This is a genomic window from Mesorhizobium sp. LHD-90, assembly GCF_030929505.1.
Lineage (GTDB): Bacteria > Pseudomonadota > Alphaproteobacteria > Rhizobiales > Rhizobiaceae > Kumtagia.
On record NZ_JAVFVV010000015.1, the window covers coordinates 75,514 to 98,835 of the forward strand.

Below are 23,322 nucleotides of genomic sequence, written 5' to 3' on the forward strand. Positions count from 1 at the left end.
TCGGCCATTTCAGGGCGATCTCTCAGAACGACCAGTTGCGCGCCTTGGAAATCACGAAATCGCGGAAGGCGTGCAGCTTCGCCTGGTTCTTCATCGCGTCGGGATAGCAGAAATAGGTGTCGAAGGACGGCACCTCGGTCTCCGGCAGGAGCTGCACGAAGCCGGAATCCTTGTCGACGAGATAGTCGGGCAGCATGGCGATGCCGGCGCCGCGCTGCACCGCCCGCTTGATCGAGATGATGTCGTTGATCTGCAGGGTGGCGATGCGCTGGCCGCCCTCGAAGTCGCCGATCGTCTCCAGCCAGTTGAGTTCGCTGAGATGGGTCGGCACCGGCAGGCCGAACGTGACGATACGGTGGTTCTTGAGATCCGCCATCGAGGCCGGCTTGCCGTGCTTGTTGACGTAGGCGGGCGAGGCGAACAGGTGGAAATGCACGGTGAACAGCCGCCGTTGGATCAGGTCCGGCTGCTGCGGCTGGCGCAAGCGGATGGCGCAATCGGCCTGCCGCATGGTGAGATCCAGTTCCTCGTTGGCGAGGATGAGCTGCAACTGGATGTCTGGATAGAGGTCGAGGAATTCGGGGATGCGCTCGGTCAGCCAGCCGGCGCCGAGCCCGACGGTGGTGGTGACGCGCAGCACGCCCGATGGACGGTCCTTCGCCTCGGTCAGCCGCGAGCGCACGCTTTCCAGCTTCATCAACACGTCGTGCGCGGTGCGGTAGAGCAGTTCGCCCTGTTCGGTCAGCACCAGCCCGCGCGCGTGCCGGTGGAACAGCGGCACGCCGACATCGTGCTCCAGGGCGCTCACCTGGCGCGAGATCGCCGATTGCGACAGCCGCAGAGTCTCGGCGGCATGGGTGAAGGATCCTGCCTCCGCCGCGGCATGGAACACGCGCAGCTTGTCCCAATCCAATGACATTGTGTTCCCCTGCTCCGCCGGCATTGGACTGCCGGTCTAAAATCAATCGATACTCACGCCCCGTCGCCCGACAACGGGCACTCGGCGCTTCCGTTGCGTATATGCCCCCGCACCGCGCACGGTTCTTCAAAGCCACCCATTCGGCTCGCCGCGGCTTTCCGGCCGCGGCTGGCCGCCGTCTACTCCGCCGCCTCGCGATGTTCCTCGAGGCTTGCGATGTATTTTTCCGCGTCCAGCGCTGCCATGCAGCCGAGCCCGGCCGCCGTCACCGCCTGGCGATAGATGTCGTCGGCCACGTCGCCCGCGGCAAACACGCCCGGCACGTCGGTGTTGGTGGTGCCCGGCGCCGTCCACAGATAGCCGTTCGGCTTCTGCCTGAGTTTGCCGACGAACAGTTCGGTCGCCGGCGCGTGACCGATGGCGACGAAGATGCCGTCGACCGGCAGGTGCGACACCTGTCCGGTGACCGCGTTGCGCAGCTTTAGCCCCTCCGCCGTCGGCGGCAGCGGCGCTTTGCCCGGCCGGCCGGTGATCTCGTCCACCACCGTGTTCCAGATCACGCGCACGTTTTCCTTCTTCATGAGCCGCTCGCGCAGGATGCGTTCGGCGCGGAACTCGTCGCGCCGATGGATGACGGTCACCGATTTGGCGAGATGCGAAAGGTAGAGCGCCTCCTCGACAGCCGAGTTGCCGCCGCCGATCACCGCCACGTCCTTGCCGCGATAGAAGAAGCCGTCGCAGGTGGCGCAGGCCGACACACCGAAACCCTTGTAGATTTCCTCGCTGGGGATGCCGAGCCATTTGGCCTGCGCGCCGGTGGCTATGATCAGCGCATCGCAGGTAAAGGTGAGCCCGCCGTCGGTCTTGACCCGGAACGGGCGCAGGTCGATGTCGACATGGGTGACGATGTCGTTGACGATCTCGGTGCCGACATGCTCGGCCTGCTTCAGCATCTCGCCCATCAGCCAAGGGCCCTGGATCGGCTCGGCGAAGCCCGGATAGTTTTCCACGTCGGTGGTGATGGTGAGCTGGCCGCCCTGCTGCAGGCCGGCGATCAGCACCGGCTTCAGCATGGCGCGCGCCGCATAGATCGCCGCCGTATAGCCGGCCGGACCGGAGCCGATGATGAGGACAGGCGCGTGTCTCGCGGTCATGAACAGCCTTCTTTCGAGAACCCCCCATACAATCCGGGGCATTTGTTTGCAGCGCGGTCAAAAGCCGCGCCTAATCTAGGTGTTGGCCGGCCTGCCAGCAAGGCGGCGGCTGCCATCGTCCCCGGAAAGCTTACGGTTTCCAGACAATCGACGATTCGCGGTTAAATACCGTCGCCAAGACCTGACGTGCGCGCCTTCTTTCGTCTATGCACGGTATCCACGGCTCCTCTTTACCCGGACACGGCATGCCAATCAGGGCGGAACTAGACGCGATCGACTGGAAGATCCTGCGGGAATTGCAGGATGATGGGCGCATGACCAATGTCGAACTGTCGCGCCGGGTCGGAATTTCCGCGCCGCCATGTCTGCGCCGCGTCAAGCGGCTGGAGGACGCCGGCGTGATCCGCGGCTACCGCGCGCTGCTCAACGGACCGGCGCTGGGCATGGACGTCGTCGCCTTCTGCCTCGTCGGCCTGAAGCACCAGTCGGACTCCGATCTCAAGGCATTCGCGGAAAAGACCCGCGCCTGGCCGATCGTTCGCGACGCCTGGATGGTTTCGGGCGAGTCCGACTTCATGTTGCATTGCGTGGCGAGCGACCTCGCGGCCTTCCAGACCTTCGTCATCGAGGAACTGACCTCCTCGCCCAATGTCGACACGGTGCGCACCGCACTCACCATCCGCCAGGTCAAGGACGAGGGGCTTGTGGCGATTTAGGCGAGCGACCGGGGGCAGCTTGCAGGATTGATCCATATCTGTTTGACGGCACGCCTGCCGCCCATTCCAAGGTAATCGTTTGGATTGTGGTGATGAAATCACCAGCATATAGACTTGAAATCGGAGGACAGCCGGTTTTGTCGCGCAGGTCGTGGCAAACAAGGGCGAGGAGATTTTCGGAGCCATCCTCATGCAAAACGCGATATTGCACCGCATATTCCTTTCCAATCCGCGCGGCTGACGCGTTTGAGTTGACGGCTTTCGGATGGCATTTCGCGTATCATTTCATACCTACCCAGCTTTTTGGCCGTTCCCTATCTCCTGGAAGCGGTGGTCCACGCTCAGCTACAAATACGAGTATGGCGATGCGCTTCGGCAGGGCATGAAGCGCCATGGGATAGCGACGTCGAAAGCGAAAAAGGATGAACTCCCGAACAGCGACATCGCTGTCGTCTGGTCCTGGAAACAGCACCGTCTCATCGAAGGCATGCTGTCGGCGGGACGCCATGTTTTGGTGATGGAACGAGGGTTTCTGCCGAATCGCCGTGACTGGTGCAGCCTCGCCTTGGACGGCTTCAACGGGCGCGGGAGGTTCGCGCCCCCAGGGGATGATGGCGAGAGATGGGAGAAAAATTTCGCACGCTTCCTCAAGCCTTGGAAGCAAACGGAAGGCGACTATGCATTGATAATCGGGAAAGGCGAGAACGATGTTTCGCTACACGGCGCCGATTTCAAAGCCTGGGTCAACAAGCAAACCGAGCTCTTGCGCAATGCAGGCCATCGCGTGATCTATCGGCCGCATCCGGACCGGCCGACCCCTTGTCCCCAGGGGGCCGAGCTATCGACGGGCAGCTTGCAATCCGATCTTAGCCGGGTATCGTTTGTGGTGTCTTTCAACTCATCGACGGACGTCGAGGCAATTCTTGCCGGCATTCCGGCAGTCATAACCGATGTCGGATCGTTGGCTTACCCGGTAGCCTCCCACTCGGTCTCGGAACCGATTTTGCGCCCGGACCGATCCGAATGGTGCAACGAGATGGCGTGGCGGCAATGGACGCTTGCGGAACTGAGAAATGGTGACGCATGGGACCACGTCCGGCAACTCCTGCCATGACCCAAACAGGAAACGATACCTTGGCAAGCTTTCTCGCCGTTGCTGCCTTGATGAACCGAAAACAGAATAGCTGCGAATTCGAAGCTCCATCCCATTGAAGGAAATCACCTCCAAGATGCGCATCTGGACCGTAAGCGAACGTAAGGCCGGCACTCTGACGCAATGTCTTGGCGTCAGCCGGCCGATCGACCCGGTTCCCCACAAAGTGATCATCGAAAAGAAACTTCCGCGCTGGCGCAAGGGAATTCTGTCTCCTTACCGGAGCCTGGAAGGGCCTGAGCCGGACATCATTGTTTCGTGCGGAAGCATGTCCCCCAGCCACGTCCTCGCGATCGCCGCGGCATGCCGAAAGCGCCCCTTCACCGTGCATCTTCAAACGCCGCAACCCAGATTCTCGAAATTCTATGATCTGGCCTTTATTCCGCGGCATGACTGGACGGAGGAGAAGTCGAAATCGCCGAACTTCCGGCCGATGTTGGGTGCGCCCCATCAATTCACGCCCGCGGCCCTGGAAGGCGCTCGGCCCGCGGCCAGGGAAAAATGGGGCAACGGAGCTCAGAAGATGCTTGCGGTTCTGGTAGGTGGACCCAATGCCGCCTACCATTTCGACGGGCCGACGCTGGAGCATTTGGTCGAGTCGATTCGCGGACTGGCGGCCGGGGGCTGGCGGCTGCTGATCTCGACCTCGCGTCGCTCCCCGCCATCGTTGTTAGCTCGATTGCTGGATCTGCGTTCGGACAACATCGTCGTCTGGGACAATACGGGCCACAATCCCTATTCGGAGTTCCTCGCAGCCGCCGACGCATTCCTCATCACCAAAGATACGATCACGATGACATGCGAAGCGCTGACTACGGGCCGCCCCGTCTACATTTTCGATCTGGCAAAAACGCCTTGCAAAAAGTTGGATGAATTCGAATGGTTTCACACCGACATGGGCAAAACCCACGGCCTGACAAGACCATTCGAGGGAAGCATAGAACCCTATAGCTATACGCCGCCGAACGAAGCTCAGCGTATCGCTGATTTGATCAGCGAGATGAGCTCAGCCAATAAAAACCCGGCTTCAAAGCGGTTCTGATCGGAATATGGCTGACATGGATTGGAACATCAAACCATCCGAGATCGCTCGGTGGTCGAACTTTCGTGACCGTCAACGCAGATGGCTGTCGGATCTCGGCATGGTCGACAAGCCTTGGCTGATCTTGGGCGCCGCGCCGTCCCCCACCATCCCCGAAGGGATTCTCTCCAGCCATGCGCGAGTGGACATAAACAACGCCGGGCTGACGGCGAAGTCCCTCGGCCTCGGGCGGGCGGATTTGACCATCCGAAAGAAGAGCAAATCCTGGGACGAGCATCCCGCTCTGAATACGCGGGGCCTACTCTGGTATCACACCAGGCCGAGTTGGGTGCTGAAGATAAACCTCATGATGATGCCTCAGGTCCGGGTTGACAGCGTCATGAAGGTCACGAGATCCGAGCGCGACGCTCTGGTCGATATCGTGGCAGGCGAAACTGTCGGCGGCACGGGGGACATCGGCAAAGCCAGCAACGGCATAGCTGCCGCCTGCTATGCCCTTTTTGTCGGAGTGCCGGAGATCGTGCTCTGTGGCATCTCCCTGTCCAAACACGGCCATTCCTACACCGACCTCGTAAAAACTCGTTTGCAGGTTTCAGAGGACGCGTTGGTGCTGTCCCGGCTGAAAACGAGGCCTGACATATTTACGACCGAACGGGACCTGGCGGCCGAAGCCGGCATCAAGTTGTGGCAATCCGTCGACTAGGGTCTGATCAGATCGCGACAATACGCTGTCCGGTCGTGAGATGCGGCACAGTCCGCCGTTTCTCCTTACCCTTGAAAAAGCGGGACGCCGGTCAGCGCCGACAATTCCGGTTCGGAGGTTGAAAGCGACGGAAAACGCGTTGCAAGATGCGCAAACGAGGCCTGATCCTCTTCCTTGTGCAGACGCTGAAACTTCTTGCGATGAGGATTGGAATGGCCATCGTCGGTAAGTGACATTCCGGACACGATGATCTTCGGGATGTCGAAAAGGATTGCGTAGCAAATCAGTGCAATGCCGTTCGAGGGCCGGACCATCTTGCCCACACCCCTGAACGCGTCGCCGAGAACCGCGCCGCAGATGAGGTCGCGCTCACTGTCGCTGAGATGCATGAGGCGCGGCTCAAGAAAGGGGATTCGGTGCCGGAAACGATCAGCGACGACCTTTCTATCCTTGGGGGTGAGCGCGAGCAAACGATGGCATCGCAGACCAGCCGTCTGACGATCGATATGGTGATCGTTGACAAGAATAAGGTCCGGCTCCGCAAGGCCGCGGGCCCGCCCGGCGAACCCCGAGAATTTGATGTAGATGTGGGCAGTCCGGGGCGGCAAGGATGACGGAAGTGTAGCGCTAGGGGAGGACGCAAAGAACAGCCAGGGCCGGTCGAGGAGGCCAGCCCGCTCGAGCCATCGACGATGACGGCGCATGAACTCGCCAAGCCGTGCGTCGTCTTGCGTCATGGCGCTGTGTGGCTCGTGCCGGCCAGGCAGTCTATCAACGTGATCACGGCTTATCTTCCAATACAATGCCTGCGACTCCGGCAGTCGCGCAGTCCCAGATCTCTTCTTCCGGGAAAATCACCAAACCCCATCAAATCGCGACGATGCACTGGCCGGTCGGGAGATGCAGCACAGTCTGTGGCTTGTCCTGAAAAAACTCATCGAACGCGCGCTTGGCGCCGGGGCAATTCTCGGATCCGTAATCGTCACAAACGACGAATCCCCCTTTGGTCATTCGCGGATAAAAGAACTCGAGGCTGTCCAGTGTCGGCTGGTAAAGGTCCACATCGATGTGAACCAGTGAAAAAGACCTGTCCGCAACCTCAGCGAAGCGGTCGGGTATCCAGCCTTTCATGACATGCACCTGCCGATAATCCTTCAGATTTTCCTGCAAGATGTCGACGGGGGCTAAAATGTCACCCTTGCGCCAGTATATCTCTCCATCATCCTTCGCATCAGCCGATGTGGGTTCGGATAGGCCTTCGAAGGAATCGAACAGAAACAGGGACTTCTCAGTAGCCTGGCCACACCCGGTCAGCATGAAGGAAGCCGACCTGCCGAAGCGCGCCCCGCATTCCGCTATGTCGCCCGCGACCGAACGCGTTCGCCTCGCAATCTCAAGGAGCACAAAGCATCTGTCGTCGGGAATGCCCGTAATTTTCTTAGCCTTTGCTTCAAGAAAATCGCCATCCTGCGTCCATATCAAATTCTTCTTATAGATCTGGAAATTATTCTTTCTCGCAATTCTTTTAAGAATCCTGTACTTGGCGACCCTCCTCAACGCAGGAGAGGAAGAATACTGCTGAATATATTTAGTGCGCAGAATTCTGGAGATTAGTTTGTTCATATTGTCTCCAACCGGAAAGACTTGAATCAGATGGGTGCAGTCGCAGCAGTAAACGCCTAAGTTTACAGCACATCAGCCGAGAACAAGCGTCCCTTCCTCGACCTTTCGCCTCACCCAGCTTTTCTCCCGCTCCCAATCATGGCGTTTCCAGCCCGTCCAGCCGAAGCCGCGGAGTTCTACATGCCATTCGGGCGAAAGAAAGCGATCGAGCGCATAGCGGATAGCGATAAATCCGGTACTTGGGAAGAGTTTTCGCATCTGCGTCCGTGGAATGCCCAATTCGTCGCAACTTTTTTCGTACAAGGAAGCCGGCAGCACGGTTACCGGCTTACCCCGTTTGCCCAATGCCTCGATCGTCTGCCACGTCCAGTCGGCCCGCCGTCCCTTGAGCCAGGAAAGAAGATTTGGCCGCCCGTGATATTTCGCGATCACCGACGGATGGTACGGCAGAATGATTTCTTTGGCCTCCCGAAACAGCTTCGAATCCAGGTACCGCTCATTCGCAAGCCGCGCCTGCATCGACTTGCCGGAGTTCACCAAGAACAGGATGTCGGTCTTTGAACCAATTTCGTCAGGCGACTGCCACGGTTCATTGAATCGGATCACCACGTCGGCCGCATTGATTGCCGCGCCCGAACCGGCACTCACGGGACCGTTGCCTACAATGCTGACCCGTTTGGACATGCCCATGGTGCCGATCGCTGCCCCGACAACTGAGAGCACCTCTAGTCATCGGGTCCCGTTTTATCAACTGAATGGTGCCTTCAATGATTGAATGAGCGACATCAAGCGGCTATTCCCGGGCGGGAATTGAGACGATCACGAGGATTGCCATGAGTGATAATTTGCAGGTTTTCGTCGGTTGGGATTCGCGAGAGCCAATAGCATTCGACGTCGCCGAGCACTCACTCCTCAAGCATGCGAGCATCCCGGTAGAGGTTGTTCCGATCAAGTTGCAGGCTCTTGTGGAGCAGGGCCTCTACACAAGGGAGGTCGATCCCCTCGCCTCGACGGAGTTCACCTATTCGCGGTTCTTCACCCCGTACCTCGCAGGCTACAAGGGGTGGGCGCTGTTTTGCGACTGCGACTTTCTGTTTTTCGGCGACGCGGCCGAACTCTTGACCTACCGCGACCCTTCCAAGGCGGTTCTTTGCGCCCAGCATGACTATCAGCCCAAGGACGCCGTGAAGATGGATGGCAAGATCCAGACTGCCTACCCGCGCAAGAATTGGTCTTCATTCATGCTTTTCAACTGCGAACATCCTTCGACCCAAAAGCTGACGCCCGATGTGATCAACCGGGAGAGCGGCGCTTATCTGCACCGCATGCAATGGGCGGCCGATAAGGAAATCGGCATGTTGCCGATTGAATGGAACTGGCTTGAAGGATGGAATGAAAAGCCGGCATCCGGCTATCCGAAGGCAGTTCACTTCACCAGCGGCGGCCCTTGGTTCAAGGACTGGCAAGATGTCGATTACGGCGACGAATGGCGCAAGGAGGCCGATGAGGTTCAGCCGGGCTGGAAGGCGATCTGACACCCGGGAAAACCGTTTCGGCCTTTCTCTCAGTTCCCCTTCCTTTGCTTGGAATTGCGTCTCCGCAACGCCAGCCGATACCACGCCCGCTTGATCTCGCGTGACAGCACCTCACCGAGCGGCTTCACCTTCTTCTGGACGACGGTGCCGCCGAGCAGGTGCCCGATCTGCCGGACCGCCGGCGGCCGCACGGCCAGGATGCGGATCTTCACCAGCCAGCGCATCTGGATCGTCGTGTCGACCGGCCGGTCGAATGTCTCGGTCATCTTCAGAAGCTCGGCCGCTGCCTGCCGCCCGACAAGCTGCATCTGCATCCCGAGTCCCACATGCACCGGCTCGACCAGCGTCACCTCGCCGGCTTTGGCGGCCTCCGCGCCGCTGTCGGTATGACTGCGATAGGGAAACCGGATGTAGTCGCCGGCCCGGATCGTCCTCATGGCCAGCGCCAGCGCCGGCCCGAACGATCCTTCGATCGGCTCGACATCGTCCTCGACGATCAGCCCGGCGTCGAGCCCTCCGTCGACGATCGCCTGCCAGGCCTTGCGGTGCGACAGGAAACAGCCGATCTCGGCCTTGCGTAGCGCGAACGGATAGCGCGGACCATGGAGATGGCGGCGATAGGCCGCTTCGATCTCGTCGTCCCCCAGCGCCAGCCCGTCGACCGCATCGACGACATTGACCGGCAGCGGCAGCGTGGCCGTCAGCCGGTCGACCTGGACCTTGCGTGCCTCGGCGCGCCCGAGATGGATGATGAACGCTTCGGCTTTCATCCGCGACGCGCCCAGATCTGTTCGTAGACCCTTTGGATTGCATCGGCCTCGCGCTGCAGCGCAAAGGCGTCGTGGACATGCGCCAGCCCGTTCCGGCCATGCGCCCTGGCGACCGCCGGATCGTCGAGATAGCGGGCGACCGCCGCCGTCAGCGCCGCGCCGTCGCCGGCGGGCACCACCGAACCGGTCCGGTCCTCGACGATCATCTCGGCATAGGCGCCGGCGTCGCTGGCGACGACGGGAGTGGCGGAGGCCATCGCCTCCAGCGGCGTCAAGCCAAATCCCTCGTTGCGCGACGGGGCCACGTAAAGCGAGACCCGGCGATACCACAGCTTTATGTCCGGAACCTCGCCGAGGAACAGGATGCGCTTTTCCAATCCCGCCGCGGCGATGCGGCGCTTCAGATCGTTGGCGAAATTCTGGTGCTCGACGGTGACGCGCCCGGTGATGACAGCCGTCCAGTCCGGCCGCGTTGGCAACAGCGCGATCATCGCCTCGACGAACAGGTCAGTGCCCTTCTGCGCCCGCACGCGGCCGAAGCAGCCGACCGCATATTTGCCGGGCAGGCCGGCTGCGGCGAATTCATCGTCCGGCGTGCGCGCCGGGTGAAAGGCGTCGAGGTCAACGCCGTGCATCACCACCGTATGCGGGACTTCGAGAAACGACCCCGATCGCGCACTGGTGGCGATCACCGCCTCCATGCGACGGATCAGCCGTTTGGTAAAGGGGCGGTGATCGCGCTGCGCGGCGGAGGTGAAGAGAAGATGCAGCGGCATGCGCAGCACGTGGCGCAGCACGATGCCGCCGATCATCTCGACGTTGCGGCGCGCATGCCAGATGCGCTTTCTGCCCGAGGCCGACCGGCGCCACAGGCCGAAAACCTGCCACCAGCGCAGTTTAGGCAAGAAGTCCGGCAGGCCGGGACCGAGCGTCGCGATGCCGATCGCCTTCGCCTGCAACGGCACGAGCTGCACGATCGTGCTGGTGACGCCCGACAGCCGCTTCTTGAAGTTCGGCGCGATCACCTCGACCCGCGCCAGGTCGGGCGCCGCCGTTCCGTCCGAAAACGGCTGCGCGGAAGCGGTCATGCGAAAGGCCGACGGACGCTCAGACGAAGGAGAGCTTTACGATCTCGTAGCCGCGCGGGCCGCCCGGCGCGTTGACCTCGACCGAATCGCCGACTTCCTTGCCGATCAGCGCGCGGGCGATCGGCGACGAGATCGAGATACGGCCGGACTTCACGTCGGCCTCCTGGTCGCCGACGATCTGGTAGGTTTTCGTTTCCTCGGTGTCCTCGTCGACAAGCTGCACCGTGGCGCCGAACTTGATCTTGGAACCCGACAGTTTCGAGATGTCGATCACCTCGGCGCGCGCCACCAGATCCTCCAGCTCGTTGATGCGGCCCTCGTTGAGGCTCTGCGCTTCCTTGGCGGAATGGTATTCGGCGTTCTCCGAAAGGTCGCCATGCGAACGCGCCTCCGAGATCGCCTCGATGATGCGTTGGCGTTCCTCCTGCTGACGCCAGCGAAGCTCCTCCTTGAGCGTCGTGAACCCGCCCGCAGTCATCGGAACCTTGATCATTTCAACACGGCCTTTCCGTCCCAGACATACGACCCGGCGCCTCCACCAGTCCCGATGGACAAGGGGCCGGGCAAAAAAAGAAAACGGTCCGCAAGCCTTGGCGACGAACCGTTCTCAGCCCATTCCGGCGTAATATATAACAATCCGCGGACAATTTTCACGACAAAAAACATCGAGCTTCACAGGAGCCGTGATTTTCCGGCCCGCCGCCTTCACCGATACGTGAAGGCGAGCGCGCGTGAAAACCGGCTGCCGCGCTTGCACCCTTTGCTCTCGAACCTAAGTCGCTTGCATGCAGATCTCCACGAAGCTCCTCGCCCTCGCCTCGTTCCTCCTCGCCTCTGCCGCGCTTCCGGCAACGGCCCAGACAGCGAGCATCGACGCCGACATCGTCGCCGACGGCCTGCGCAATCCCTGGGGCCTCGATTTCCTGCCGGACGGCAGCGTCATCGTCACGGAACGTCCGGGTCGAATCAGGCTCTTGGCCGACGGAAAGCTGTCGGAACCCATCGGCGGCGTCCCGAAAGTTGCGGCGCGCGGCCAGGGCGGCCTGCTCGACGTTGCCGTCTCGCCGAACTTCGCGGCCGACAATCTCATCTTCTTCAGCTTTTCCGAGCCGGGCCGCAACGGCGCCGGCACGGCGGTCGCCCGGGCAAAACTCGTCCGCGACGCCGGCGGCGAGCGGCTGGAGGACGTAAAAGTCATTTTCTCGATGAGCAAGACGACCGGCACGACCCGGCACTTCGGTTCGCGCCTAGTGTTTTCGCCCGACGGCACGCTGTTCGTGACGACCGGCGACCGCGGCGACGGCAAGCGCGCGCAGGACATGCAGGATCACGCCGGCGCGGTCATCCGCATCAACACGGACGGCTCGGCTCCAGCCGGCAATACGGCGCCGCGAGGCTGGTTGCCGGAACTGTGGTCGAAGGGCCACCGCAATATCCAGGGCGCCGCGCTCGACCCGGCGACCGGCGCGCTGCTGACGGTCGAACACGGCGCGCGGGGCGGCGACGAGATCAACCGGCCCGAAGCCGGCAAGAATTACGGGTGGCCGGTCATCTCCTACGGAAAAGACTACTCCGGCGACAAGATCGGCATCGGCACGGCGGCGGAGGGTTTCGAGCAGCCGCTGCATTACTGGGATCCGTCGATCGCGCCTTCCGGCATGGCGGTCTATGACGGTGACATGTTCCCGGAATGGAAGGGCGACCTTCTGATCGGCTCGCTGAAATTCGCCTATCTCGCCCATCTCGACCGCGACGCTTCCGGCGCTATCGGCGAGGAAACGAGACTGCTGGAAGGCCGGTACGGGCGCATCCGCGACGTCAACGTCGCGCCCGACGGGTCGGTCTGGCTGCTCACCGACGAACGTGACGGAGCGATCGTGCGCCTGTCGCGGGCGGATTGATCGGAAACAGGCCGGCGTGCAAGCCGGCCCGTTCCAAGCTTCAAATCACCCCTTATAGGCGTCGATCTGCTCGGCCAGTTCCTTGTATTCCTCGCAGGAGACGCCGCAGCGCTTTTCGATTTCCGCAAGCTGGTTCCTGGCGGCAGCGACGTTGCCGAGCTGCAGATGCGCCTCGCCCAGATATTCGTAGACCACGGTGTAGTTGGGGTCGGCGCGCAGCGCCTCTTCGTAATAGCCGAGGCCGACCAGGATGCGGCCGGCCTTGCGGTGCGAATAGCCGAGATAGTTGAGGATGCGCGGATCGTTCTTGTTTTCGGCGAGGCTCAGCACCTTGATGGCTTCCTCGTAGTCGCCCCCTTGCGCAAGCTGGCGTCCGGTCCAATAGATGGTGTCATCGTCGACGACGCCGCTCTTCTGGGTCACGCATTTTTTGGTCCTCTTGTCGTAGATCTTGCCGGCGGCGCATTTGGGAGTGCTCCCGCTTCCGCTCCCGCCGCTGTCTCCACCGCCGCCGCCGGCCGTGAAAGCCGGACCGGCCGCCAGCATCAGCGCTGAAGCGACGATAAGGGCATAACGGTATTGCATCTGCCTTCTCCTCGGAGTGATTCCTGAACCGATACGAGCGTCAACGCTGCCGGTCGGCCGGTTCTTCCCGGCGCTCGATCGGTTCCGAGGGTCAGGCGCGGAAGATGAAGGCGGCGCCGCCGCAGATCATCGCGAAACCGATCACATGGTTCCAGGTGATGCTCTGCCCGAGATACAACACCGAAAACACCATGAAGACAACGAGCGTGATGACTTCCTGGATGGTCTTCAGCTCGGCGGCCGAATAGACGGCGCTGCCGAAGCGGTTGGCGGGCACGGCCAGCCAATATTCGAAGAAGGCGATGCCCCATGAGAACAGCACCGCGGCATAGAGCGGGGAGGCCTTGTATTTCAGGTGGCCGTACCAGGCGAAGGTCATGAAGACGTTCGAGGCGAGCAGCATCAGGATGGGCAGGATTTTCGGCGACAGGATCATGGTCATGGACGGCACCGGACTGGAGGGACGCGCCATTTCGGTCGAACGCTTTTCGCTGTCAATCCGCGTGTCGCTAACCGTGCCCGCTCGCGGGACGTGACCTTGCGCGCAATTTCTGTATCATCGCCGATGCGCTACCATGGAGACCACTGGTGCACCGCAAACTCGAAAAGGACTGGGACCTGACGATCGGTCCGGACACGGTCCGCCTTTTCATCGAGAAGGCGAAGTCGATCAGCGCCGCCGTCAACGAGGATTATGCCGGCGGCCAGGAGCACGAGGTCGAGTTCGACGGCGACGCCCGGGACAACCACCGTCACGACGGACTGGCGGAGGAAGAGGCGGAAAACCTCACCGAGGAGGAACTGCGCGAACTGATCAACGACCTCAATGTCGACGAGGCGGCCGAACTGGTGGCCCTGGTTTGGGTCGGGCGCGGCGATTACGATGCCGCCGAATGGGCCGACGCGGTGACCGCGGCCAGGGAGCGCGGCAACAGGCGCACGGCAAAATACCTGATGGGCATGCCGATGCTGGGCGACTGGCTGGAGGAAGGGCTGGAGGCGATCGGCGCCTGAGGCGCCGGCTATGCCGCCCGCAACCAAACCGCGTCGCCACCGTTGAGCGGCGATGGATTTTCGCGCCTGCCTCCGCTTCCTGACCGTTCTTGGCCTGAGCGCCGCCTGCCTGGCGGGTGCGTCGGCGCAGACGCCAAAACTTCCTGAAAAGGTGCCGGCGCCGAAAGTCCATGCGCCGCCGGCCGGCAACATTCCGCCGGAACATCTGGGCGACACGCCGGTGCCGGAAGCGCGTCCTGGAGATGAAGCCTCCGGAGCCGAAAAGGCGAAGAAACCGGCGGAGGACAAGAAACCGGCCGGCGAGCCGGTGACGCCTGCAACCGCGCCGCTGCCGACGGAACCGCCGCCCGCCGCAAAGCCCAAGATGCAGGCCGATCCGCGCTCGGAGGAAAAGCCGCTGTCGCCGATGCCGGCCGCCGAGCTGGCCTGCCGCTGGCGCTTGCGCGATCTCGGCGTCGCTTTCGAGGATCGCCCGGCCGAGGCGGACGAGGCTGGCTGCTCCATGCCCTACCCCGTCTCGGTCCGCGGCCTGGGCAAGGACGTCGCGCTCGAACCGGCGGCGCTGATGAACTGCGCCACGGCGGAAGCCGCCGCGCGCTTCGCCAGGGACATCATCGCGCCGGCAGCGAAACGTGAATTCGGCACGGGATTGAAATCCGTCACCCATGCTTCCGCCTATGTCTGCCGCCCGCGCAACGGCACGACAAAACTGTCGGAACACGCCTTCGGCAACGCGCTCGACATTTCCCGCTTTTCGCTGGCCGACGGCAAAACCGTCGACGTCATCCTGCGGCCGGAGGAAACCGAGGCGCGTTTTCTGGGCGCCGTGCGAAAAGCCGCCTGCGGGCCGTTCAAGACGGTTCTCGGCCCCGGCAACGCGGACCACGACACCCATTTCCATCTCGATCTCGCCCCGCGCCGCAATGGCGGGACGGTCTGCGAGTAGCAGCCACAATCGCGCCGCAGGCGTGAACGCTGCCACTGACCTTTCCTTTACGCTTGCCGCCTAGACTTTGCCGCGACGGGACAGGGAAATCATCGATGCGCCGAATTGCTCCGCGCGCGCTTCGGCGCGTCTGCGCGGCAGGGCTTGCCGCCGCCCTCGCCGCCTGTTCGACGGAAAGCGTGATGTCTCTCAGGCCGGACGTCGACGTCGGCGCGCAGACCGCCGGCGTGCCGGCCGCCGTCGCCGTGGCGCCCGTCCCGACCGCTCCGATCGAGTCGATCGAGCCCGTCGAGCCGGTTGAACCGACCCCCATCGATCCCACGGTTCCGACTGATCCCATGACGCCGGTTCCAGCCGACCCGATGACGCGAGCGCCAGTCGATCCGAGGCTCGCCGCCTATCCGCATTTCGAGGTTCCAGCCGACCCGCCGGACGTCATGCCGGCCGGCGAGGTCGATTGCCGCCGCGACCTGAAGCGGCTTGGGGTGCGCTTCCGGGACGTGTCCCCGATCCACGAGGGAAGCTGCGGCATCGACTGGCCGGTCGAGGTCTCGGCGATCGGCAGCGTCCGGATGAAACCGGCCGCCACGCTGAGTTGTTCGATGGCCGCGACCTTCTCGCGCTGGACGAAGAAGGAACTCGTGCCCGCCGCCCGCTGGCGCTATCTTTCGGGCGTGAAGACGATCCACCAGGGATCGAGCTATTCCTGCCGCAACATCCGCGGCTCGCGCGGCACGCCCTCGCAGCATTCGCGAGGCAACGCACTGGACGTGATGCGCATCGAGCTGAACAACGGCAAGGACATCGACGTGCGCAAGCCCGGCTGGTTCGCCTTCCGCCAGCGCGGCTTCCTCAACACGGTGCGGCAGGACGGCTGCGACTATTTCACCACCGTGCTCGGGCCCGGCTACAACGCCGACCACGCCGACCATTTTCATTTCGACATCATGCAGCGCCGCAACGGCTACGTGGCGTGCAGATAAGCCCTGCGCGTTATGTGACCTGGTCCTCTTTCCGTCGACGTGCAGCACAGTAACTATGGTAAATGAAACGTTTGCCGGCTGAATGTCGATGCCTCACCAATACCGATACGGCACATATATCGTTCTGCCGAACGAGAGATTGTGGTCCTCGATACTGAAGACCGCTCAACGAAATCCTGGCTGCACCGATGTGAACGCAGTTGAGCAAGGTAAAGCCAGCGGCGAAGGCAGCGAAGATTCGCTTGCCATCGTCCGTCCCCGGCATCAATCTTGCGGCGGCGGAAGCATCGTGGCTGGCGGATGCCGGGTGGTCGGCTAGCCGCAGCGGGTACGTTTCTCCGGCAGTCCGGAACGAGGGAGAACCCAATGGCGAAGCTGGCCTGGAGAGTGCCGTTCGGAATGGTCGTCGACCAGAATACCGCGAGTTCCTTCGGCTCGAAGGTCGCGGAGGGGCCGATCCTCGATCGTATGAAGAACGCCGTCACGCTCGGGAACCCGGGTGATTTCGGGTTGTACGCCGACAAGGGGACCAATGACTCCGACCCGGAGATGTTTGTCTTCATCGGGCTGCGCAACGACCTTCCGACGGAACGCATCACCCAGATGCGGAACTACAGGGCTTCCCTGGCGGCCGGAAACTGGTCTCGGCCGGACGCGCTCATCCACACCAGGACAGCCCGCGAATACTACGAAATCAAACCCGAATCCGCCCCGAGCATGACCGGGGGACAGAACAAGCTGCCGAATATCAACGCCTTCATGGATCATTTCAAACTGCCGTACCGGCCAGGGAGCAGGTATCTCGTCGGCGACGTTACCGACGAGGCTCTGCTGCTTGAGAACAACGCCTGGTTCCAGGCGGAGATACGGGCTTTGCAGACCATGTTGGGCCTGCGCAACATCAAACTGTTCATCCAGTGGGAGAGACCGGTGGACGGATTGATCGTCTACCGTGCCAAGGTCACTGCGGAAACGGAGGATCCGGAGCCGCGCAACTTCCCCATGCAGGAACTCGCCGCCTGGGTGTTGAAGCTCGGCGTCCAGGCGGCCCTTCCGGGCGCGGTGCTCGGGGCCTCGGCCAGCGCTGCGCTCACTGCCGTCCTGAGCAAGATCCGCGAGCCGCTCGATCGACTGAAGAGAGACCTCGACACCTTGAGGGGCCTGCACCAGTTGCTGCTGAAGGAAGCAACGCCCAGCACGCTCCAGAAGGTCACGACAGCGGTCGGCCTCCTCACTCCCGGCCTGGCCATTCCGACATTGGTCGACCTCGCGGTCAACCCCGCCAAGCGGCCCGTTGTCGGCGCTGGCGTGCAAATGCTGAACCCGGCCAAGCACACCCTCGACATATGGAAGCCCGTCCAGGAGGCCATAGACGCCGCGGAGGCAGCCATGCAGGCGCGTAACGCCGCCAAGGCGATGGAGCAACTCGCCGTCGGAAGGGCGAGTTACGCGAAGGCCGCGGAGCAGTTCAAGGCTTTCCAGAGCGGGACCGATCTCGCCGGACGCCGGGCACAACTGCTTATCGGTGCTACCGCCGCGGTGGCCATACTGGCTGCGGTGGTCGCCTACTCCGCCGCGGGTGTCGCGGCGGGTGCGGGGGCCGGGGCGGCGACTGGCGCGGGAGCTGCGACGCAAACCCAGGTGCGGGTTGCCGGCGAGTTGTTCAAGGAGGGAATGACCCGCATCGTGCTGGCGGAGTCGCCGGAAGCGTTCGATGCGGGCGTACGCCTCTGCATGGAGGATGCTCCGCAGGCGGTGATGCGCATGGCCGCGAAGTAAGCCGTCGCAAGCAGACGCACGGATGGAGCCGGTCCGGCTACCACGCCGACCATTTTTATTTCGACATCATGCAGCGCCGCAACAGCCGCGTGGCGTGCAGGTAGACTTTCGGGCAGGCCGGCTCCGAGCGGGGGCAAGACGGCGAGAACCGACTGTCGAACATCGATATCCCTTGGGCGACTTGAAACCGTATCGTCGTTGCGGAAATTCCGTATTCGCTCTTGCTGAGTTACGGAAATTCCTTAGTATATGCCATGCATACGGTGATTGAGCTTCCTCCTTATCTTGCTGCCGCGAAGGCGGCAGGCATGACTGCCCAGGAGATGGAAGACGCTGTCTTCATGGTGGCGAGCGACCCGCAGGGCGGCGACATCATTCAGGGGACCGGCGGTTGCCGAAAGTATAGATTGGCCGGCCGAGGCAAGGGCAAAAGCGGCGGCTACCGGATTATCACGGTATTCGGCGGGCGGGACATGCCGGTGTTCATGCTCACCGTGTTCGGCAAGGGCCAGAAAGATAACCTGTCCAGAGCTGAACGGAACGAATTGGCCATCGTGACAAGAAACCTTATCGAGACATACCATCGGAGGCGCAGATGACACGCACCGCTTTCAATCAGATCATGGAAGGTCTTCAGGCCGCTGTGCGATACGCGGAGGGCGACGAGGCGGGTGCCGTTGTGCATGTCCCCGAAACCATCGACGTGCGCGGGGTCCGCAAGACCTTGAAGCTCAGTCAGGAACAGTTCGCCGCCCGATACAACATCGGGCTTGCCCGTCTGCGAGATTGGGAACAGGGCCGATCCTGGCCGGATAGCGCGATGCGCGCCTACCTTACCGTGATCCTGAAAGAGCACGAAGCCGTGGATCGGGCGCTGCGCGCCGCATAGGCCCAAACGCGCCGGCGTCCGGCACAGATCACCGGACATTAATGGCTTGGAGGACGGAGCGGGACGATTTACAAAGCAGTCCTGCAAGGCGCCTGCCAGACATGTCGAATCCGCAAATCCGGCGGCGGCTCGCCGCCATCCTCGCCGCCGACGTCGTCGGCTACAGCCGGCTCATGGAGCGGGACGAGACCGCTACGCATGCCGAACTGACGGCTCGCTGGCGCAACGTGCTCGACCCGCTGGTCGCCCGCCACCGGGGCCGCATCTTCAAGCGCATGGGCGACGGCATCTTCATCGAATTCGCCAGCGCCGTCGATGCCGTCGAGTGCGCCGCGCAGTTGCAGCGCGACATGGCCGCGGCCAACGACGGCGCGCCCGAAAGTCCCGCCATCGTTCTGCGCGTCGGCGTCAACCTCGGCGACGTGATGGTGGACGGCAGCGACCTGTTCGGCGACGGCGTCAACCTGGCGTCACGCATCGAGACTTTGGCGACGCCCGGCGGCGTCGCCATCGCGGACAACGTCCACCAGTATGTTCACGGCCGGGTCGGCGTCGACTTCGCCGACAGCGGCCATCACGAGGTCAAGAACATCGAGCGGCCGGTGCATATCTGGAGCTGGTCGCCGGACGGCGCGGTGGTGGCCGCGCCCCTGCCCGCACCGGAGCCGCCGCCGGGACTGCCCGAAAAACCCTCGATCGCGGTGCTGCCTTTCGACAACATGTCCGGTGACCCGGAACAGGGCTACTTCGCCGACGGCATCACCGAGGACATCATCACCGACCTGTCGAAGGTCTCGGGGCTGTTTGTCATCGCCAGAAACTCCTCCTTCGCCTATAGGGGCCAGAGCCCGGACGTGCGCAGGGTCAGCCGCGAACTCGGCGTCCGCTACGTGTTGGAGGGCAGCGTGCGGCGCGCGGCGAACCGCATCCGCATCAACGCCCAGATGATCGACGGAACCACCGGCGGCCACCTCTGGGCCGACCGCTTCGACCGCCAGGTCGAGGACATCTTCGAGGTCCAGGACGAGGTGACGCGCACCATCGTCAGCGCGCTGAAGGTCAAGCTGACCGCAAGCGAAGCGGCCATGCGCGAGGTCAAGGGCAAGGTCGATCCGGCCGCCTACGACCTGTTGGTGCGCTCGCGCCAGACGGTTCTGCAGCTTTCTCCCGGGACGGCGCTGGAAGCCAGCCGGATGCTGGAGCATGTGATCGAGATCGATCCGACCATCGCGCTGGCTTATGCGCGTCTGTCGATGATCGCTTTCGCCGACTATGCCAACCAGTGGAACGGCGCGACGGTCGAAAATCTCGATCGAGCGCTGAAGCTGGCCAGAAAGGCGATCGAAACCGACGAGACCGAACCCCAGGGCCACATCGCGCTGGCGCTGGCTTTGTCCTGGATGAAACGCCTCGACGAGGCGGAGCCGGCGGCGGAGCGGGCGCTGGCGCTCAGCCCCAACCTTGCCGATGCCTATGTCGGCCTTGGCAACATCCGCGATTTCCAGGGCCGGCACGAGGATGCCGTGGCGCTCTACACCCGCGCCCACCGGCTCGACCCGCAATTCGACATGGCGCTGAATTTCCTGGGCCGCGCGCTGCTGGCGCTGGGACGCTACGACGAGGCCGAAATCGCCTTCAAGCGCCGCCTGCTGCTTGCCCCGCGCTCCGACATGACTCGTTTTTATCTGGCCTGCCTCTATGGCCTGACCGGCCGGCACGCGGAAGCGCGACGCTACTGGAACGAGACGATGGAGGTCAACCCGACTTTTTCCGTCGACCATTTCAGGCGGGCGCTGCCCTACCGCGACCCGCATCTGATCGACCGCTGGGTGGAAGGTTTGCGGCAGGCGGGAATCGAAATCGCCTGACCTGCGTCGCGCCTGGCGGTCGTCTCCGGCGGCAGCGGAGAACAACGATCTGACGTTTCGGGCGAAGCCCGCCGTCCACGGCAGGGCGTGCTTCCCCCGATCTTGAGGGCATGAAGGAAAGCGCGAACGGCGGGTTTTCTTCAACGGTCCGGCCATCCCCTTGAAATGGCTCGAACTTCCGGACTTCACGCACGGCCCAGCCGCATCGGCTCCAGTGTCTGCCCGCTCCTCGCGCAGATGACCGCCCGCCTTGCGGCAAGTGATGCAAGCTGCTGAATTCATTCAATATCCCTCGACAGATGCTTCACAGGACAATGGCGGGAAAAAGCCTTTCAGGCGGCAGCGGCGACCGCTATTGTGCTCTTCGGCATCGAGCGGGGACTCATGCGCCGCAAAAAACTGAAGACCGCGATTTCAGCGCTGCTGGCTATCGGCGTCGCCTATGGCGCGACCGCCTATCTTGCGCTTCCCGAGTTCTGGACGGTGCATGACCGCCACCTCGCCGACCGCATCGGCAACTTCCTCACCACCACCCCGCAAGGCATTCCCGGCGACCCGATCAATGTCGGCCTGGTCGGCACGAAAGAACAGGTATTGCGCGCCTTCGCCGCCGCCGGCTGGCATGCGGCCGACAGCATAACCCTACGTAGTTCCTTGGATATCGGGCTCAGTGTGGCCCTGGACCGGCCCTATGCGGACGCCCCCGTCAGCACGCTGCTCTATGACGGACGAAGACAGGATGTGGCCTTCGAAAAGCCCGTCGGCGACAGCGCCGACCGCCGCCATCACGTCCGCTTCTGGCAGACGAAGGAGCTTGACGGCGACGGGCGACCGCTCTGGCTCGGCTCCGCCAGCTTCGACCGCGGCGTCGGCTTCAGCCACGACACCGGCCAGATCACCCACCACATCGGCCCGGACGTCGACGCCGACCGCGACTTCGTCATCCAGACATTGACCCAGGCCGGAATGATCGTCTCGGTAGACGAAGCGAAAGGCATCGGCGCGACGACCACCGGCCGCAATGGCGGCGGCGATACCTATTTCACCGACGGCATGATCAAGATCGGTGTGCTGGCGGGCGAATCCTGAACGCCAGCAGCGGCTGCGCGACCCAATATCGCGGTCGAACCCTTTTCGCCGATGCCTCGCGGATGCTAAGCAGCAGCCATGCTATACGTCGAAATCGGCATCGTGGTCGTCCTCATCTGCGTGAACGGCCTGCTCGCAATGTCGGAGCTTGCCGTCGTCTCGTCCCGCCCGGCGCGGCTCAAGGCAATGATCGACCGCAACGTCAAGGGCGCGGCAAGCGCGCTGAAACTCGGCGCCAACCCCGGAAAATTCCTGTCCTCCGTGCAGATCGGCATCACGCTGGTCGGCGTGCTGTCCGGCGCCTTCTCCGGCGCGACGCTGGGCGACCGCCTGTCGATGACGCTCGCCGAATCGGGCGTCCCGACCCGCGTCGCCGACTGGCTCGGCGTCGGCATCGTGGTTGCCGTCATCACCTATGCATCGCTGATCATCGGCGAACTGGTGCCCAAGCAGATCGCCCTGCGCAATCCCGAAGGCATCGCCTCGCGTGTCGCACCCGCCATGTCGCTGCTGGCGATCATCGCCGCGCCGCTGGTGTTCCTGCTCGACATTTCCGGCCGCGCGGTGCTTTGGCTACTCGGCCAGAAAGGCGAATCGGAGGAAAAGGTCACCGACGAGGAGATCAAGATGCTGGTGGCCGAGGCCGAGCACCACGGCACCATCGAATCCGACGAACGCCGCATGATCGCCGGCGTCATGCGGCTGGGCGACCGCGCGGTGCGCGCTGTGATGACGCCGCGCACCGACGTCGACTGGCTCAACCTTGCCTGGGACGAGGCGGCGCTGCGCAAGGCGCTGATGGAGACGCAGCACTCGCGCCTGCCGGTGGGCGACGGCTCGGTCGATGCGATGGTCGGCGTAGTGCAGACGCGCGAATTGCTGGCTTCGCTGCTGGCCGGCGACAGGCTGGACCTCAGGCGCCACACCCGCGAGGCGCCGATCGTGCACGACCAGGCCGACGCGCTGGACGTGCTGGCCACTCTGAAGGAATCGGAGGTTCCGGTGGCCCTCGTCCATGACGAGTACGGTCACTTCGAAGGTATCGTCACCCCCGCCGACATACTGGAAGCGATCACCGGCGTGTTCCGCTCGGACCTGGAGGCGGAGGAGGAGCCGTCCGCCGTGCAGCGCGAGGACGGCTCATGGCTGCTCGCCGGCTACATGCCGGCCGACGAGATGCGCGACCATCTCGGCATCGACATTCCGGAGAACCGCGACTTCGAGACGGTTGCGGGCTACATCCTGTCGCAACTTCACCACCTGCCTGCGACGGGCGAATGCGTCGACGCGCAGGGCTGGCGCTTCGAGGTCGTCGATCTCGACGGCCGCCGCATCGACAAGGTGATCGCGTCGAAACTGCCCGGTGTGCATCGCCGCGCCGGCTGAGGAGCGGCGAAAAATCAAATGGTTGCTGGGCGGATTTGAATCGATCCGGCAGCAATTTGATCCTGTTTGCGAAGAACACCCTCAATCCCGACTCGCTTCGCCGGAAGGCCGGAATCATGCAGATTCCGGCTGCCGGATGCCCATTTGCATCCGCTGCCTTGATTTGAACGCGATCGATC

Annotated in this window: 25 protein-coding genes; 15 read left to right on the plus strand and 10 right to left on the minus strand. The window is 62.9% G+C overall.

What is annotated here, in order from left to right; translation table 11 throughout:
* Positions 1 to 22: 22 nt before the first annotated feature.
* Positions 23 to 919 carry a LysR family transcriptional regulator gene (locus tag RB623_RS20750; protein WP_308058865.1) on the minus strand — a complete coding sequence of 299 codons (897 nt, stop codon included), beginning with the start codon at positions 917 to 919 and terminating at the stop codon, positions 23 to 25.
* Between the two features lie 179 nt (positions 920 to 1,098).
* A complete protein-coding gene (gene trxB, locus RB623_RS20755) occupies positions 1,099 to 2,073 on the minus strand; it encodes a thioredoxin-disulfide reductase (RefSeq protein ID WP_308058866.1) in 975 nt (324 codons plus the stop codon).
* Between the two features lie 245 nt (positions 2,074 to 2,318).
* On the opposite strand from trxB, the gene RB623_RS20760 reads away from it, so the two are divergent.
* The 4 genes from RB623_RS20760 to RB623_RS20775 all read left to right on the plus strand — a co-directional run bounded on the left by RB623_RS20760 (position 2,319) and on the right by RB623_RS20775 (position 5,687).
* The gene (locus RB623_RS20760) at positions 2,319 to 2,789 is read left to right on the plus strand and encodes an Lrp/AsnC family transcriptional regulator (RefSeq protein WP_308058868.1); all 471 of its coding nucleotides are present in this window, start codon (positions 2,319 to 2,321) and stop codon (positions 2,787 to 2,789) included.
* Positions 2,790 to 3,054: 265 nt separating this feature from the next.
* Positions 3,055 to 3,903, plus strand: coding sequence for a hypothetical protein (locus tag RB623_RS20765; RefSeq protein ID WP_308058869.1), 849 nt, complete (start codon positions 3,055 to 3,057; stop codon positions 3,901 to 3,903).
* Positions 3,904 to 3,997: 94 nt separating this feature from the next.
* Positions 3,998 to 4,984, plus strand: a complete 987-nt coding sequence (locus RB623_RS20770) for a mitochondrial fission ELM1 family protein (protein WP_308058870.1) — start codon at positions 3,998 to 4,000, stop codon at positions 4,982 to 4,984.
* 16 nt (positions 4,985 to 5,000) lie between these two features.
* The gene (locus RB623_RS20775; RefSeq protein ID WP_308058871.1) at positions 5,001 to 5,687 is read left to right on the plus strand and encodes a hypothetical protein; all 687 of its coding nucleotides are present in this window, start codon (positions 5,001 to 5,003) and stop codon (positions 5,685 to 5,687) included.
* A 65-nt stretch (positions 5,688 to 5,752) separates the two neighbouring features.
* Here RB623_RS20775 and RB623_RS20780 read toward each other — a convergent pair whose 3' ends face one another.
* The 3 genes from RB623_RS20780 to RB623_RS20790 all read right to left on the minus strand — a co-directional run bounded on the left by RB623_RS20780 (position 5,753) and on the right by RB623_RS20790 (position 8,033).
* On the minus strand, positions 5,753 to 6,424 hold the full coding sequence (locus RB623_RS20780; protein WP_308058872.1) for a hypothetical protein: 672 nt from the start codon (positions 6,422 to 6,424) through the stop codon (positions 5,753 to 5,755).
* Between the two features lie 130 nt (positions 6,425 to 6,554).
* Positions 6,555 to 7,310 (minus strand): TylF/MycF/NovP-related O-methyltransferase, encoded by a 756-nt coding sequence (locus RB623_RS20785; RefSeq protein ID WP_308058873.1) that lies wholly within the window; start codon positions 7,308 to 7,310, stop codon positions 6,555 to 6,557.
* A 72-nt stretch (positions 7,311 to 7,382) separates the two neighbouring features.
* Complete coding sequence (locus tag RB623_RS20790) at positions 7,383 to 8,033, minus strand: glycosyltransferase family 29 protein (RefSeq protein ID WP_308058874.1); 651 nt, start codon at positions 8,031 to 8,033, stop codon at positions 7,383 to 7,385.
* 110 nt (positions 8,034 to 8,143) lie between these two features.
* On the opposite strand from RB623_RS20790, the gene RB623_RS20795 reads away from it, so the two are divergent.
* Positions 8,144 to 8,845, plus strand: a complete 702-nt coding sequence (locus RB623_RS20795) for a glycosyltransferase (RefSeq protein ID WP_308058875.1) — start codon at positions 8,144 to 8,146, stop codon at positions 8,843 to 8,845.
* Between the two features lie 29 nt (positions 8,846 to 8,874).
* On the opposite strand, the gene RB623_RS20800 is transcribed toward RB623_RS20795, so the two are convergent.
* The 3 genes from RB623_RS20800 to greA are packed head-to-tail and all read right to left on the minus strand — an operon-like array spanning position 8,875 to position 11,196.
* Complete coding sequence (locus tag RB623_RS20800; RefSeq protein WP_308058876.1) at positions 8,875 to 9,615, minus strand: glycosyltransferase family 25 protein; 741 nt, start codon at positions 9,613 to 9,615, stop codon at positions 8,875 to 8,877.
* Entirely contained in the window at positions 9,612 to 10,703 is a 1,092-nt protein-coding gene (locus RB623_RS20805) for a glycosyltransferase family 4 protein (RefSeq protein ID WP_308058877.1), read from the minus strand. Before RB623_RS20805 ends, RB623_RS20800 begins: the two co-directional genes overlap by 4 nt.
* 19 nt (positions 10,704 to 10,722) lie before the next feature.
* Positions 10,723 to 11,196 carry a transcription elongation factor GreA gene (greA, locus tag RB623_RS20810; RefSeq protein ID WP_308058878.1) on the minus strand — a complete coding sequence of 158 codons (474 nt, stop codon included), beginning with the start codon at positions 11,194 to 11,196 and terminating at the stop codon, positions 10,723 to 10,725.
* Between the two features lie 292 nt (positions 11,197 to 11,488).
* On the opposite strand from greA, the gene RB623_RS20815 reads away from it, so the two are divergent.
* Entirely contained in the window at positions 11,489 to 12,604 is a 1,116-nt protein-coding gene (locus RB623_RS20815) for a PQQ-dependent sugar dehydrogenase (RefSeq protein ID WP_308058880.1), read from the plus strand.
* A gap of 45 nt (positions 12,605 to 12,649) precedes the next feature.
* On the opposite strand, the gene RB623_RS20820 is transcribed toward RB623_RS20815, so the two are convergent.
* Entirely contained in the window at positions 12,650 to 13,189 is a 540-nt protein-coding gene (locus tag RB623_RS20820; RefSeq protein ID WP_308058881.1) for a tetratricopeptide repeat protein, read from the minus strand.
* 91 nt (positions 13,190 to 13,280) lie between these two features.
* Positions 13,281 to 13,631, minus strand: coding sequence for a DMT family protein (locus RB623_RS20825; protein WP_308058882.1), 351 nt, complete (start codon positions 13,629 to 13,631; stop codon positions 13,281 to 13,283).
* Between the two features lie 146 nt (positions 13,632 to 13,777).
* On the opposite strand from RB623_RS20825, the gene RB623_RS20830 reads away from it, so the two are divergent.
* The 9 genes from RB623_RS20830 to RB623_RS20870 all read left to right on the plus strand — a co-directional run bounded on the left by RB623_RS20830 (position 13,778) and on the right by RB623_RS20870 (position 23,143).
* A complete protein-coding gene (locus RB623_RS20830) occupies positions 13,778 to 14,203 on the plus strand; it encodes a DUF3775 domain-containing protein (protein ID WP_308058883.1) in 426 nt (141 codons plus the stop codon).
* A gap of 52 nt (positions 14,204 to 14,255) precedes the next feature.
* Positions 14,256 to 15,149, plus strand: coding sequence for an extensin family protein (locus tag RB623_RS20835; RefSeq protein ID WP_308058884.1), 894 nt, complete (start codon positions 14,256 to 14,258; stop codon positions 15,147 to 15,149).
* Between the two features lie 95 nt (positions 15,150 to 15,244).
* Complete coding sequence (locus RB623_RS20840) at positions 15,245 to 16,132, plus strand: extensin family protein (protein WP_308058885.1); 888 nt, start codon at positions 15,245 to 15,247, stop codon at positions 16,130 to 16,132.
* Between the two features lie 366 nt (positions 16,133 to 16,498).
* Positions 16,499 to 17,911, plus strand: coding sequence for a hypothetical protein (locus tag RB623_RS20845; protein WP_308058886.1), 1,413 nt, complete (start codon positions 16,499 to 16,501; stop codon positions 17,909 to 17,911).
* Between the two features lie 254 nt (positions 17,912 to 18,165).
* Entirely contained in the window at positions 18,166 to 18,510 is a 345-nt protein-coding gene (locus RB623_RS20850; protein ID WP_308058887.1) for a type II toxin-antitoxin system RelE/ParE family toxin, read from the plus strand.
* Complete coding sequence (locus RB623_RS20855; protein ID WP_308058888.1) at positions 18,507 to 18,800, plus strand: helix-turn-helix domain-containing protein; 294 nt, start codon at positions 18,507 to 18,509, stop codon at positions 18,798 to 18,800. The genes RB623_RS20850 and RB623_RS20855 overlap by 4 nt, the downstream gene beginning before the upstream one ends.
* A 101-nt stretch (positions 18,801 to 18,901) precedes the next feature.
* On the plus strand, positions 18,902 to 20,668 hold the full coding sequence (locus RB623_RS20860; protein WP_308058889.1) for an adenylate/guanylate cyclase domain-containing protein: 1,767 nt from the start codon (positions 18,902 to 18,904) through the stop codon (positions 20,666 to 20,668).
* A gap of 384 nt (positions 20,669 to 21,052) precedes the next feature.
* Positions 21,053 to 21,757, plus strand: coding sequence for an LssY C-terminal domain-containing protein (locus RB623_RS20865; RefSeq protein ID WP_308058890.1), 705 nt, complete (start codon positions 21,053 to 21,055; stop codon positions 21,755 to 21,757).
* Positions 21,758 to 21,835: 78 nt separating this feature from the next.
* Positions 21,836 to 23,143 (plus strand): hemolysin family protein, encoded by a 1,308-nt coding sequence (locus RB623_RS20870; RefSeq protein WP_308058891.1) that lies wholly within the window; start codon positions 21,836 to 21,838, stop codon positions 23,141 to 23,143.
* The last annotated feature ends 179 nt before the right edge of the window (positions 23,144 to 23,322 follow it).